The organism is Flavobacterium arabinosi, from assembly GCF_048158725.1.
Lineage (GTDB): Bacteria > Bacteroidota > Bacteroidia > Flavobacteriales > Flavobacteriaceae > Flavobacterium > Flavobacterium arabinosi.
The window spans coordinates 183904-197158 of sequence record NZ_JBLNKX010000007.1; the positions used below are offsets into that span (position 1 = coordinate 183904).

Here is a 13255-nt window from a genome sequence, read left to right on the forward strand (position 1 = left end):
TGTTTAACTATAAAAATATAATTCTCTTTTAATAGTAGTAAAAACTTAGATGAACTTATTTTTTTTATGGTTAAAACCATTAATTAATTCTACTTTATTGAATTAATTCTTCGAAAATGTTTCTTTTTTCAATTACTGATTAAACCATTTCATCTTTTAAACGTCCTATAATTTATAACAAAAAGGATTTGTTGTTTTAAAATTTGTAAATTCCAGATTTCTTGGCTATTAATATTTGTATGTACAAACGTTAAATAAAAATTAACAAATCCACTAATCCCAATTCTATATCCTAAATTTGTATTTTAACAATAATTATTAAGACTTAATCCTACTTTATACCCAGAAATATGAAAATAAAATACCTTGTTTATACCTTATTACTTGTCGGAATTGGTGGTTTTATTGCCTATCGAATTTCAACAAACATGTCCAAAAATGGTGATTCAAAAGATAAAAATGGGAAAGACAAACCCATGAACGTAAGTGGGATTGTTGTTAAGACTCAAACTTTCGATAATAATTTATCGCTTTCAGGATCTATTGAAGCGAATGAACAAGTGGAGATTCGAAGCGAAGTTTCTGGTATTGTTGAAGGTATTTATTTTCAGGAAGGCAGTAATGTCAGCAAAGGACAAGTACTTTTTAAAGTAAATGATATTGAGCTTAGAGCGCAATTGAGACAAATGACTACCAAAGAAGGTTTAGCATCCGAAAACGAAAGAAGAGCCAAATTATTATTGCAAAAAGAGGCCATCAGCCAAGAAGAATATGATGTTGCCAGAGCAGATTTAAAATCGGCACAATCTCAAAGCCAACTGATAAAAGCTCAAATATCAAAAACATCCGTAAGGGCACCATTTTCAGGAAAAATAGGACTGCGTTCTATTTCGCCTGGAACGTATATCACACCAACTATTCTAGTAGCAAAATTGGTAAATATTGGTAAACTAAAAATTACTTTTTCGATTCCTGAAAAATATGCAACTCAAGTAAAAACAAATACGCAATTAACTTTTACTGTTTCAGGTTCACCTGAAAAATATACTGCTAAAGTTTATGCCATCGAGCCAGGAGTTGAAGTAACAACAAGAACATTACAAGTTCGAGCAATTGCAGAAAACAGAAACGGCAAATTATTACCAGGAACATTTGCGAATGTTGAATTGCCTTTGGATATCATTAAAGACGCTATTGTAGTTCCTTCAGAAGCCATTATTCCGGTACAAAATGGGAAAAAAGTTTTCATCTCAAGTAATGGAAAAGCTAAAGAAGTAATGATCGAAACCGCAACAAGAACCGATGCTTCTATTCTAGTTCTTTCAGGCTTGAAAGCTGGAGATACTGTTTTGACAAGTGCTGTAATGTCATTAAAAGATGAAATTCCTGTTAAGGTGAAAGTTAAGTTATGAGTTAATAAATTATGATTTATAATTTTTGTTACTAAAATATAAATCATAATTAAGAAGCAACAATTCCTAATTCATAATTACTAATATATAATTCAAAAAATGAGTTTATCTACTACAAGTATAAGAAGGCCCGTATTTACCATTGTCATTAATTTAGCAATTGTATTATTTGGTCTTATTGGATATAGTTTTCTGGGAGTTCGTGAATTTCCTTCGATTGATCCGGCCCAAATTTCGATTCGGACAAACTATGCCGGAGCTAATTCAGATATCATTGAATCCCAAATTACTGAACCACTCGAGAAAGCCATTAACTCAATTGACGGAATCCGAAACGTTACTTCTTCGAGTGCTCAGGGAAGCAGTAATATCACAATCGAATTTAATTTAGATAAAAATCTGGAAGAAGCTGCCAATGATGTGCGTGATAAAGTGTCACAAGCCGTGAGAAGCTTACCACAAGATATTGACGCTCCTCCAGTTGTTTCTAAGGCTGATGCCAATGGAGATGCCATTATTTCGATGACGGTACAAAGTGATACCCGAAATGCATTGGAACTTAGTGATTATGCCGAAAATGTAATTTCCCAACGATTAGAAACAATTCCCGGCGTAAGTGGTGTTCAAATTTGGGGACAAAAACGATACGCGATGCGTTTGTGGATTGACCCTGTGAAATTAGCGTCTTATGGCTGTACGATTTCGGATGTTCGAGATGCGTTGAATAAACAAAATGTGGAACTCCCTTCAGGAAAACTGACAGGAAAAAACACGGAACTTACCGTTAAAACTGTTGGAAATCTATCCAAGCCTGAAGAATTCAACAACATCATTATACGTTCAGTTGGTGAAAAAGTAATTCGCTTAAGCGATATAGGAACAGCAAGTTTAGGTCCTGAAAATACCGAAACTCAAATGACACAATCAGGCACGCCTTTAGTTGGTGTGGCTATTGTGCCACTTCCCGGAGCTAATTATTTAGATATTTCAGCCGCTTTTTATAAAGAATTCGAAAAATTAAAAAAAGACTTACCTAAAGATATTAAGTTAAATATCGCCATCGACAATACCATATTTGTAAAAAAATCAGTTATTGAAGTTGCTGAAACCTTAGGGATTTCTATCATTTTGGTAATTTTAATTATCTATTTATTCTTTAGAGATTGGGCTATTGCTTTCAGGCCTTTAATTGATATTCCCGTTTCGTTGATTGCAACATTCTTTATTATGTGGCTTTTTGGATTTTCGATAAATGTATTGACTTTATTGGCGATTGTTCTTGCTACTGGTCTTGTGGTCGATGATGGAATTGTAGTAACCGAAAATATTTTCAAGAAAGTAGAAGAAGGCATGACGCCTATTGAAGCAGCAATAAAAGGATCCAATGAAATATTTTTTGCAGTAATTTCGATTTCGATAACCTTAGCCGCTGTATTTTTACCTGTAATTTTCCTCGAAGGATTTGTTGGGCGGTTGTTTAGGGAATTCGGTGTGGTTATTGGTGCTGCAGTACTAATTTCAGCATTTGTCTCATTGACCTTAACCCCTATGTTGAATGCTTATTTGATGAAAGGTGGCGAACAAAAAAAATCAAAATTCTATATTCGTACAGAACCATATTTTGAAAAACTAAACAGTAGTTACGCTAGCGCTTTACAGCGTTTCATGAAAAGGAAATGGTTGAGTTTTCCTATTTTGATTGCTTGTTTTGGACTGATTTATTTGTTTTTTAATATTTTGCAAAAAGAAACTGCCCCATATGATGACCGTAGTGGATTTGTAATGCGAATGTCAACTCCTGAAGGATCTACTTATGAATATACCGATCGTTTCATGCAGGAAATGTCAAAATTAGTAGATGATTCCATTCCTGGAAAAAAAGTGAGTTTAGTGATTACTTCTCCTGGATTTGGATCTTCATCTGTGAATAGTGGATTTATTCGGGTTTCTTTGGTAGAACCTAACGGAAGAAAGGATTCTCAGAAAGAGATAGCAGAAAAATTGACTAAATGGTCCAAACGATATCCTGATGCAAAAACCTCGGTAATTGAGCAACCTACAATCGCTGTAAACAGACGTGGAGGTTTACCGATTCAATACATTATACAAGCTCCCAACTTTGAGAAATTAAGAGAAAAAATTCCAGTATTTATGGATGAAGTGGGTAAGAATCCAACTTTTGCAGTAAGTGATGTAAATTTAAAATTCAACAAACCAGAAGTCAATGTAAGCATTGACAGAGAAAAAGCAGAGAGTTTAGGAATATCTGTGATTGATATTGCACAAACCCTGCAGCTTTCCTTAAGTGGTCAACGTTTTGGTTACTTCATGAGAAATGGAAAGCAATATCAAGTCATTGGACAGTTTAATCAAGAAGACCGTTCAAAACCATTGGATTTAACCTCAATGTATGTCAAAAACAATAAAGGGGAATTGATTCAAATGGACAATGTGGTAACCATTGAAGAGAAAAGTAATCCTCCACAATTGTATCATAATAACCGATATATGTCGGCTACGGTTTCTGCTGGTCTTGCTCCAGGCAAAAGTATCAGCGATGGAATCGATGCGATGAATGAGATAAAAGCCAAAGTTTTAGACGATACTTTTACAACGGATTTGGGTGGAGAATCCAGAGATTTTGTCGAAAGTAGCTCGAATACTTCTTTCGCATTTGGATTGGCTTTGCTATTGATATTTTTAATTTTGGCGGCACAATTTGAAAGTTTCATTGATCCGTTTATTATCATTTTAACAGTACCAATGGCCGTTGCCGGAGCATTATTCTCTTTGTGGTTATTCAATCAAACCTGGAATATTTTCAGCCAAATTGGAACGGTAATGCTAATTGGTTTGGTAACCAAAAACGGAATTCTGATTGTCGAGTTTGCGAATCAGCTAAGAGAACAAGGGAAATCTAAAATTGATGCTATTTTGGAAGCTTCAGAAGCTAGGCTTCGTCCGATTTTAATGACCAGTTTAGCCATTTCATTAGGGGCTTTACCTATTGCAATGTCGCTTGGAGCTGCTTCAACAAGTAGAATCGGAATGGGAGTTGTAATCGTTGGCGGAACAATTTTCTCTTTGGTTTTAACCTTATTTGTTATTCCAGCTATGTATTTAATGTGGTCGAAAGCCAGAAAACATTACCCTGAATTTGATCACATCGAAGAATATGAAAAAGAAAGTAAGTAACATGATGAATTCAAAAAATATATTTAGAAGCCTGATTTTATTTTTCTTTTGCATCATAAAAATGAATGCTCAAGAAGTTTTAACTGTTGAAGATGCTGTGAAAATTGCATTAGAAAACAATTATGAAATCAAAATTGCGTCAAATAATTTATTAATAGACAAAACCAACGTGAGTTCTGGAAATGCCGGAATGTTGCCAAAAGCTACAGCTACAATTGTGGACAATAATAGTGTCCAGAACAGTTCGCAAACCCGCCAGGACGGAACGGTAACAGAGTTAGACAATGCCAAAAACAACAGTTTGAGTTATGGAATTGGATTGGATTGGACTATTTTTGACGGACTGCGTATGTTTGCCAGACTAGACCAGCTCAAAGAATTACAAAAATTAGGTGAAGCCCAGTTAAAACTAACCATAATCACAAAAATCAGTGATGTAAATGCGACTTATTTTGATTTGGTACAACAACAGCAGCAATTAGTTGCTTTAGACTCAACAATCGTTATTTCAAATCAGCGATTGACTTTGGCACAAAACCGATTTACTATTGGAAAAGCATCAAAACTGGAAGTTTTAAACGCACAAGTGGATTTAAATACAGATAAAGTTACACTGTTAAGACAAAAAGAATTATTTGTAAATACTAAAATTCTATTGAATCAAATACTTGCCAGAGATGCCAAAATTGATTTTAAAGTGGTTAATAAAATTGTTGTTGACAACAAATTATTGCTTCCGGAATTAAGCGCTTTAGCAGAGAAACAAAACCCGCAATTAGAAACCCAAATTATTAGCAAAAGAGTTTCTGAATTACAGTTGAAACAAATAAAAGCGGGACGCTATCCTAACATAAAAATAAATACTGGCTACAATTTTTCTGAAAGTCAATCCAGTCTTGGATTTGTATCACAATCAGCATCCAAAGGATTGAATTACGGTTTTAGTGCTTCCTTGAATTTATTTGATGGATTTGCACAAAACAGAAACGAGAAAATCGCTAAAATTCAGATTGAGAATTCTAAAATAACAATCGAACAGCAAAATTTGGCCTTGCATTCCCAATTAGCCGTTTCTTATCAAACCTATTTAACCAATTTGGAATTGATTGCTTTAGAAGAAAAAAATGAAGCAATTGCAAAACAAAATCTAAATATTACACTGGACAAATTTAGAATCGGAACCATAACTACTTTAGAATTTAGAACAGCACAATTGAATTATGTGAATGCAAAAGTACGTTACAGCAATGCTCAATTTCAAGCAAAATTATCAGAAATAGCATTAAAGGAATTAGCTGGTAATCTCAGTTTTTAATTTAAATTTGCCTAAAATTTTAGCCTAGAATGATTTCATACAATACAAAAGACTGGTTTACTTTTATCTTTCGTTTCCATAAAGCGGATACCTTTAGAACCTTATTTCCAATAATGATGGCCATTGGCGCTTATTCGGGAATTATAGGATATTTAGAAGTCGAATATTGGCAATTAGCAGACAATAGCTATGTGAAGAATATTACCATCATGCACGGAATGTTGGGTTTTGTGATTTCATTATTATTAGTTTTCAGAACCAATACTGCCTATGACCGTTGGTGGGAAGGACGTAAAATGTGGGGAAGTTTAGTCAATAATAGCCGAAATTTTGCTATCAAATTATCGGTGATCTTGCAGGATGAAAAAGACCGTAATTATTTTCGAAAAATGATTCCAAGTTATGCATCTATTTTACACAAACATTTGAATGATGCTGATACCAGTAAGCAATTATTTGATGATGTTGATTTAGAAATTGACCATCACAAACACAAACCCAATCAGGTAGCCAAAATGCTATTCCAAAAAATCAATGATTTATATACTTCAAAGAAAATAACAGGTGACCAATTGATTATTTTAAATGCCGAAGTATTATCCTTTACTGAAATTTGTGGTGCTTGCGAAAGAATTAAAAACACGCCTATTCCCTATTCTTACAGTGCTTTTATTAAAAAATTTATTTTCTTTTATGTGATGACTTTACCTTTTGGCTATTCTTTCAGCCTAGGTTATTATGTGGCGCCGGTTGTGGTTTTTATCTTTTATGTATTGGCTAGTTTAGAATTAATTGCAGAGGAAATCGAAGATCCTTTTGGAACTGATGAAAATGATTTACCAACTCATAAAATTGCCCTAAACATAAAAAAACATGTGGAGGAATTAATTTAAAATGTGTTAAACTGTGTTCCTGTTCTAATTATTTTCATTAAATTTAAACTTTGCCTTCCTTAAGTTTAAAACTATGAATAACAATCGTGCTTTTATAAATCCACCGCATTTATCGAACGAAAAATCATTAAAAACATTAGTAGAAAATAGAACAGTTTACTCGCTAAATCATTGTGAACTGAATCTTTTTGAAACCTATGAATCTTCTGCGTTAGTCCCTTTGAAATTCAATGATTTGGTCGTAACAAGCATGCTAAGAGGCAAAAAAGTAATGCATATTTTTGATGACCCAAGCTTTGATTATTTGCCAGGTGAAACAGTTGTTATTCCTTCGAATGTGGAAATGAAAATCGATTTTCCTGAGGCTACAAAAAGTAATCCTACGCAGTGTTTGGCTTTGGCGATAGACCAAACTAAAATTACCGATACCTTGCAATTCTTAAACGAACGGTATCCAAAAGAAGGCAATTCCCAATTCTGGCAATTGAATTACCAAAATTATTTCTTCTATAACAATGTAGAACTGGCGACAACCATAAACAAATTAATAAAAGAATGCATGGGCACTTCCATCACCAAGGATGCTTTGGCCGATTTGACTTTACAGGAATTATTAATCCGAATTATTCAAACGCAAACTGCAAAAGCAATTGATGACGGTTTGTTTACAGACCCAAAAAATCCTATTACCCAAGTAGTAGAATTTATTCGATTGAATTTGAAGGAAAATATCAGCATGAAACATTTGAGTGAAAAAGCATGTATGAGCACCGCTTCTTTTTACAGGCTTTTCAAAAGAGAATTAGGAATGAGTCCGATAGAATTTGTAATCAGCGAGAAAATAAGATGCGCCAAACAATTGCTCAAAAATCCAACAATACAAATCAATGAAGTTTGTTACTTATCTGGATTTGAAGATTCCAATTACTTTATTCGTTTGTTTAAAAAATACGAAGGAATTACTCCTAAACAATATCAATTGCTATATGTAATAAACTAGCTTTATTCAATATATTTCAAAGGTTCAAGTGCTAGTTCTTCGTCTGGTGTAAAAATCCGGTATTCAATTCGGAATGTTTTTTTTAACGGAGTTTCCAAAGAAAATCCGCCTACTCCAAAAGCATCAATTACATCCAAAGTAAAATGAGCATGTTTCCAATATTCGAATAAATCCTTATCCACCCAGAATTCAGTATTTTCGATTATTCCGATACAAACGTCACCCATTCTTTGGTAAAATCCACCTTTTTCAAAACATTGTGGTTGTGTTCCTTCACAACATCCTCCCGCTTGATAAAACATCAAATCTCCATGTTTTTCCTGCAATATTTGAATTAATTCTATTGTTTTTTCTGTGGCGTCAATTCTTTTTATCATCTTTTTTCTTTTAAAATAAAACCTGACAAATTATACAATCTGTCAGGTTTATCATTAACCAAAAATCTGTAATTACTAAAAGAAACCTAATTTCTTTTTATCGTAAGAAATCAACATATTTTTTGTCTGACGATAATGTCCAAGCATCATTTTATGATTTTCACGACCAATCCCAGATTGTTTATAACCTCCAAAAGGAGCTCCAGCTGGATAGGAATGGTATTGATTGATCCAAACACGACCAGATTGAATCGCTCTTGGAACCTGATAAATTTCGTGTGCATCACGCGTCCAAACTCCAGCTCCTAAACCATACATCGAATCATTTGCAATTGCAATCGCTTCTTCCGTTGTTTTGAAAGTGGTAACAGCCAAAACTGGTCCGAAGATTTCTTCCTGAAAAATACGCATTTTATTATGCCCTTTGAAAAGAGTTGGTTTGATATAATAACCTCCGGCTAAATTTCCTTCCAAATGATTCTCGTCACCGCCAATTAACAATTCGGCACCTTCTTCTTTTCCTAATTTAATATAACTAAGAATTTTTTCTTTTTGAACTAATGAAGTCTGAGCTCCCATCATAGTGGTTCTGTCCAATGGATTTCCTAATTTAATTGCTGCTGTTCTTTCAATTACTCTGGCAATAAATTTTTCGTATATATCTTCATGAACCAATAATCGTGAAGGACACGTGCAAATTTCCCCTTGATTTAAGGCAAACATTACTGCGCCTTCAACTGCTTTGTCAAAAAAATCATCGTCAGCATCTCCAACAGATTTCATGAAAATATTTGGAGATTTTCCACCTAGTTCCAGTGTTACAGGAATAATATTTTCTGTAGCATATTGCATAACTAAACGACCGGTTGGCGTAGAACCAGTAAATGCGGCTTTTGATACTTTTTTGTTAGTTACCAAAGCTCTTCCAAGCTCAGCTCCAAAACCATTAACAATATTTATAACTCCCGGAGGAAGAATATCACCTATCAATTCCATTAAAACTAGAATAGAAATTGGTGTACTTTCTGCAGGTTTTAAAACTACTGTATTTCCTGCAGCCAATGCTGGCGCTAATTTCCAAACTGCCATTAAAATTGGGAAATTCCAAGGAATAATTTGTGCAATTACACCTAAAGGTTCACTTAAAGCAATAGAAACTGTTTGTGAATCCAGCTCAGCAATAGAACTTTCCTCTGCACGAATTACACCAGCAAAATATCTGAAATGGTCTATCGCCAAAGGAATATCTGCAGCTAAAGTCTCTCGGATTGCTTTTCCATTATCTATAGTTTCAACAGTGGCAATATATTCTAGATTATCTTCAATAACTTGTGCAATTTTATTCAATAAATTACTGCGTTCTGTAACTGATGTTTTCCCCCATGTTTGAAAAGCTTCATGTGCTTTATCAACAGCCAAATCAATATCAACTTTAGTAGAATGTGCTGCCCTTGTAAATACTTTTCCATCAATTGGAGAAACAACATCAAAATATTGTCCACCTATTGGCGCGACAAATTTTCCTCCTATATAATTATCATACGTTGCCTTGAATTCAGGTCTTTTTACTATGTTGTCCATGTCGTTATATATTTTATTTTATCAAAAATAGTCTCCTATTCATCATTAGAATAGCACAATTCATTCAACTAGTAGCATTAAATTTTCAAATGTGTTTTTTTAACGTTATTTTATTATTTTATTCTTATACATTTATATCTAATATTATTAAATTACTATTTTGGATACTCCTAAAATGTGACAAATAAGTCATAAAAAACCAAAAAAATTGTTTCTTACTCCAACCTGCAATCCTTATATTTGCACCCGAGACCGTAGGTCGAACTGACGAAGTAATCTCATTAAAATTGACAGATGAAAATATCTTACAACTGGTTAAAACAATTCATTAAAATTGACTGGAAATCCGAAGAAACAGCAGCATTGCTAACAGATTTAGGTCTGGAAGTAGAAATTGTTGAAAAATACCAATCGGTAAAAGGCGGATTAGAAGGCATTGTTGTGGGACATGTTCTTACTTGCATTCCCCATCCTGATGCTGACAGACTAAAAATAACCACTGTAGATTTAGGTAACGGTATTCCTGTGCAAATTGTTTGTGGTGCCAGTAATGTCGCTGCGGGACAAAAAGTTCCAGTTGCTACAATAGGTACTACATTATACGATAAAGAAGGCGTTGCTTTTTCAATAAAAAAAGGAAAAATACGCGGACAGGAAAGTCACGGAATGATTTGCGCTGAAGATGAATTAGGACTTGGCGAAAGCCATGATGGAATCATGATATTGGACGATACTTTATTACCGGGAACTTCAGCTGCAACTGTTTTTAAAATTGAAAATGACGAAGTTTTCGAAATTGGATTGACTCCTAATCGTGCGGATGCTATGAGCCATCTTGGAACTGCCCGTGATTTGAGAGCGGGAATGTTACAAAGTGGTATTAATGTAGAATTAATTACACCTTCAGTTAGTAATTTTAGAGTAGATAAAAGAATACTAAAGATTGATATTGATGTAAAAGAAGCTAAACTTGCTCCTAGATATTGTGGAGTAACTATTTCTGGAATTACTGTAAAAGCTTCGCCAGCTTGGTTGCAAAACCGATTGAAAGCGATTGGAATAAATCCAAAAAACAATATTGTTGATGTAACCAATTATGTTTTACATGAATTAGGTCAGCCACTTCATGCTTTTGATGCTTCAAAAATCAATGGAAAAATAATTGTAAAAACACTTGCTGCGGGAACGAAATTCACAACCCTTGATGACGTTGAAAGAACGTTGCACGAGGAAGATTTAATGATTTGTGATGAAAAAGGACCATTATGTATTGCAGGAGTTTTTGGTGGAAAAAAATCGGGAGTTTCAGAAAATACAAATTCGATTTTCTTAGAAAGTGCTTACTTTAATCCTGTAAGTATTCGTAAAACTGCCAAAAGACATCAATTGAACACTGATGCTTCTTTCCGATTTGAAAGAGGAATTGATCCAACTATTACTGAATACGCATTGAAGCGAGCTGCTTTATTGATTCAAGAAGTGGCAGGTGGGGAAATAACTTCGGATGTAATTAACGTATATCCAAAGAAAATTGAAGATTTTACTGTGTTTTTAAATTTTAGTAAAGTAGCCAAAATAATTGGTCAGGAATTACCAAAAGACACCATTAAGAAAATATTAGTTTCATTAGATATAAAAGTAAACAGCGTTTCTGATGCTGGATTGGGATTAACAATTCCTGCATATAGAGTTGATGTACAAAGAGAAATTGATGTTATAGAAGAAATTCTTAGAGTTTATGGATACAACAACATTAATTTTTCGAAAAAACTAAATGCAACGGTTTCCAATTCTCCAAGAAACGAAGATTACAAAATCCAAAATATGATTGCCACACAATTAAATTCTCAAGGATTTAATGAAATGATGGCGAATTCATTGACTACGGCATCTTACGTTCAACTATCTGACATGCTAAATTCAGAGCATAATGTAACAATGCTAAATCCTTTGAGCAATGATTTGGCAACAATGCGTCAATCTTTATTGTTCTCCGGACTAGAAGCGATTTCCTACAATATTAATCGTAAAAATGCCGACTTAAAATTATTCGAATTTGGAAAAACCTACCATAATTTTCCTTCAGGTTATGAGGAACATAAACATTTGACTTTATTCCTTTCTGGAAACAGAAACCAGGAAAATTGGACTAGTACTCAAAAACCATCTGATTTCTTTTTATTCAAAGGATATGTAAACGCTATACTTTCTAGATTAGGCATCCAAAAAACGCAAAATTCACCAGTAACTTCTGATGTATTTTCTGAAGGAATTGCAATTGGATTTGGCCAAGACATTCTAGTTGAGTTAGGAGTAGTTAAAAAATCAATAGTAAAACATTTTGGAATAAAACAAGAAGTGTTTTTTGCAGATTTTAACTGGGCTTTAATTTTAAAATTGATTGCTACAAAAATAAAATATACTGAAATTCCTAAATATCCTGAAGTTCGCAGAGATTTGGCTTTACTAATTGACCAAAACGTAACCTACGATCGTATTTACAATATTGCACGTCAAACAGAGAAATCACTATTGAAAGATATTAATTTATTCGATGTTTACGAAGGAAAAAATCTTCCAGAAGGTAAAAAATCGTATGCGTTAAGTTTTACGATTCAAGATAATTCAAAAACATTGACGGATGCTCAAATTGATAAAATCATGAGTAAATTGCAAAATAATTTCGAAACTGAACTTGGAGCAAGTTTGAGATAGTACAGTTTTTATAAAATTAAAATCCCAATTCTGAATTTAGAATTGGGATTCTTTTTACAAAAAAGTCCTGTAAATTTACAGGACTTTTTCAATTAACAACTTTCAACCTCTAATCAAAAAAAATATTTTTTTGGTAGTACTACAGTATCAATCACATGGATCACACCATTTGATTGATTCACATCTGCAATTGTAACTTTAGCTTTGTTCATGTTTTCATCTGAAATGTACAACTCTTTTCCTTTCATCCACGCTGTCAAAGTTCCACCACTTACTGTTTTCAGTGTTGCTTTTCCATTTCCCATTTTAATTGCTTTAGCAATATCTGAAGCATTCATTTTTCCCGCTACTACATGATACGTAAGAATTGTTTGTAACATTTTTAAATTTTCAGGTTTTAATAATGTTTCAACAGTGCCTTTTGGTAATTTATCAAACGCAGCATTTGTTGGGGCAAAAACGGTGAATGGTCCTTTACTTTGCAAAGTTTCAACTAAACCCGCTGCTTTTACAGCGGCAACTAATGTAGTATGATCTTTAGAGTTTATTGCATTTTCAATAATATTTTTAGTTGGATACATTGCAGCGCCACCAACCATAACACTTTTTTGAGCGAATGAAGTTGCTCCAAATACTAATGCAAAAAATGCAATCGATAAAAATTTTCTAGTTTTCATAAAATCTATTTTATTAAGTTATATAAATGCATTTACGCTATTGGTTTACTTTTGGTTTTAAAAAAATGAAACTATTTTTAAAATTTAATT

Annotated in this window: 9 protein-coding genes; 6 read left to right on the forward strand and 3 right to left on the reverse strand. The window is 33.4% G+C overall.

The genetic code is table 11. The features are described 5' to 3' along the window. Window positions 1-350: 350 nt before the first annotated feature. The 5 genes from ACM55K_RS14820 to ACM55K_RS14840 all read left to right on the forward strand — a co-directional run bounded on the left by ACM55K_RS14820 (window position 351) and on the right by ACM55K_RS14840 (window position 7815). The gene (locus tag ACM55K_RS14820) at window positions 351-1412 is read left to right on the forward strand and encodes an efflux RND transporter periplasmic adaptor subunit (protein WP_416851043.1); all 1062 of its coding nucleotides are present in this window, start codon (window positions 351-353) and stop codon (window positions 1410-1412) included. A 99-nt stretch (window positions 1413-1511) separates the two neighbouring features. Further along, window positions 1512-4607: an efflux RND transporter permease subunit gene (locus ACM55K_RS14825; protein ID WP_416851044.1), complete on the forward strand. Its 3096-nt coding sequence runs from the start codon at window positions 1512-1514 to the stop codon at window positions 4605-4607. Between the two features lie 4 nt (window positions 4608-4611). Then, entirely contained in the window at window positions 4612-5922 is a 1311-nt protein-coding gene (locus ACM55K_RS14830) for a TolC family protein (RefSeq protein WP_416851070.1), read from the forward strand. A 29-nt stretch (window positions 5923-5951) separates the two neighbouring features. Then, window positions 5952-6815, forward strand: coding sequence for a bestrophin family protein (locus ACM55K_RS14835; protein ID WP_416851045.1), 864 nt, complete (start codon window positions 5952-5954; stop codon window positions 6813-6815). Between the two features lie 73 nt (window positions 6816-6888). Continuing rightward, complete coding sequence (locus ACM55K_RS14840) at window positions 6889-7815, forward strand: AraC family transcriptional regulator (protein ID WP_416851046.1); 927 nt, start codon at window positions 6889-6891, stop codon at window positions 7813-7815. 2 nt (window positions 7816-7817) lie between these two features. Here ACM55K_RS14840 and ACM55K_RS14845 read toward each other — a convergent pair whose 3' ends face one another. Both ACM55K_RS14845 and ACM55K_RS14850 read right to left on the reverse strand, forming a co-directional pair. Then, entirely contained in the window at window positions 7818-8192 is a 375-nt protein-coding gene (locus ACM55K_RS14845) for a DUF779 domain-containing protein (protein WP_416851047.1), read from the reverse strand. 75 nt (window positions 8193-8267) lie between these two features. Next, complete coding sequence (locus ACM55K_RS14850; RefSeq protein ID WP_416851048.1) at window positions 8268-9773, reverse strand: aldehyde dehydrogenase family protein; 1506 nt, start codon at window positions 9771-9773, stop codon at window positions 8268-8270. Between the two features lie 294 nt (window positions 9774-10067). On the opposite strand from ACM55K_RS14850, the gene pheT reads away from it, so the two are divergent. Next, window positions 10068-12488 carry a phenylalanine--tRNA ligase subunit beta gene (gene pheT / locus ACM55K_RS14855; protein WP_416851049.1) on the forward strand — a complete coding sequence of 807 codons (2421 nt, stop codon included), beginning with the start codon at window positions 10068-10070 and terminating at the stop codon, window positions 12486-12488. Window positions 12489-12601: 113 nt separating this feature from the next. Here the strand turns inward: pheT and ACM55K_RS14860 are convergent, their stop codons facing one another. Next, window positions 12602-13165 carry a fasciclin domain-containing protein gene (locus ACM55K_RS14860; protein ID WP_416851050.1) on the reverse strand — a complete coding sequence of 188 codons (564 nt, stop codon included), beginning with the start codon at window positions 13163-13165 and terminating at the stop codon, window positions 12602-12604. Window positions 13166-13255: the final 90 nt, after the last annotated feature.

Excerpts from the sequence above, each read along its gene's own strand:
- ACM55K_RS14820 (WP_416851043.1), top strand. The coding sequence starts at position 351 with ATGAAAATAAAATACCTTGTTTATACCTTATTACTTGTCGGAATTGGT.
- ACM55K_RS14825 (WP_416851044.1), top strand. The coding sequence starts at position 1,512 with ATGAGTTTATCTACTACAAGTATAAGAAGGCCCGTATTTACCATTGTC.
- ACM55K_RS14830 (WP_416851070.1), top strand. The coding sequence starts at position 4,612 with ATGAATTCAAAAAATATATTTAGAAGCCTGATTTTATTTTTCTTTTGC.
- ACM55K_RS14835 (WP_416851045.1), top strand. The coding sequence starts at position 5,952 with ATGATTTCATACAATACAAAAGACTGGTTTACTTTTATCTTTCGTTTC.
- ACM55K_RS14840 (WP_416851046.1), top strand. The coding sequence starts at position 6,889 with ATGAATAACAATCGTGCTTTTATAAATCCACCGCATTTATCGAACGAA.
- ACM55K_RS14845 (WP_416851047.1), bottom strand. The coding sequence starts at position 8,192 with ATGATAAAAAGAATTGACGCCACAGAAAAAACAATAGAATTAATTCAA.
- ACM55K_RS14850 (WP_416851048.1), bottom strand. The coding sequence starts at position 9,773 with ATGGACAACATAGTAAAAAGACCTGAATTCAAGGCAACGTATGATAAT.
- pheT (WP_416851049.1), top strand. The coding sequence starts at position 10,068 with ATGAAAATATCTTACAACTGGTTAAAACAATTCATTAAAATTGACTGG.
- ACM55K_RS14860 (WP_416851050.1), bottom strand. The coding sequence starts at position 13,165 with ATGAAAACTAGAAAATTTTTATCGATTGCATTTTTTGCATTAGTATTT.